Here is an 809-nt window from a genome sequence, read left to right as displayed (position 1 = left end):
ACCGGCAGGGCCGGCGTCCTCGCTGGAGCCGGCCAGCAGCGACGCCAGTTGCCCCTTCAAGGTGTCGCGTGGCAGCGTCAGCAGCGCTGGCGCCGACTCGATCAGCATGCCGCGCAGGCTGTCCAGTTCCAGCAGGGTCAGCAAAATGGTGCCGGAGCGGATCTGCCCGCTGCCCAGCAGCATGGAACTGGTCAGCCAGGCTTCGCGCAGCAGCGGCACGAAATGCGGCGACATGGCCGGCGTGCGGCTGTTGCCCCGCTTGAAGCCGTCGAGGCAAGCCTGCACCTGCGTGCGCACGGCATCCGCGTCCACGCCGTAGTGCCCCAGCAGCAAGGACCAGTCGGGCGCGCCACCGTCGAGCAGCGCCAGCAGCAAGTGCTCGACTTCCACGTTGAAATGCGTCTGCTTGACGCACAGTTCCGCCGCACTGCCCATGGCCCGCTTGCATTCGGGATTGAGGTGGGACAGCAAGGTGCGGATATCGATTTCCATGGGGCTCAGTTCCATTCGTCTGCGGGGAAGGTGGTGCTTGATTGGGCGCCGGCCGCGTTCAGCACGAAACGCACCGGCTGCACATGCCGGTGCGAGGCCTGGCTGGCGCGGCCGCATAGCCAGGCGCTGTGGCCCAGCCGGGGTGCCAGCACCTGGGTGGCGGGCCGTTCCAGCGTGCTGGCCGGCGGCGCGGCCAGGGTCAGTTCCAGGGTCACCGTCATGCCCGCTGCAGGTGGCGCGCCACCAGCCAGGCCAGCAGCGCGCATTGCGCACCACCGGGCAGCAGCGCGGCAAACTGCGCTGGCGCCAGCGCCGGT

The 809-nt window shown here is 69.5% G+C and carries 2 protein-coding genes; both read right to left on the bottom strand.

The features are described from left to right. A partial coding sequence (locus JaAD80_RS29030) for a Clp protease N-terminal domain-containing protein (protein ID WP_308410660.1) occupies window positions 1-492 on the bottom strand: 492 nt, incomplete at its 3' end. A 5-nt stretch (window positions 493-497) separates the two neighbouring features. Then, window positions 498-713, bottom strand: coding sequence for a hypothetical protein (locus JaAD80_RS29025; RefSeq protein WP_102299647.1), 216 nt, complete (start codon window positions 711-713; stop codon window positions 498-500). Between the last annotated feature and the right edge of the window lie 96 nt (window positions 714-809).

The sequence above is a fragment of the Janthinobacterium sp. AD80 genome (assembly GCF_002878455.1).
GTDB lineage: Bacteria > Pseudomonadota > Gammaproteobacteria > Burkholderiales > Burkholderiaceae_D > Janthinobacterium.
The sequence above is the reverse complement of the archived record's forward strand: the minus strand, read 5'-3'. Positions and strand labels throughout refer to the sequence as shown.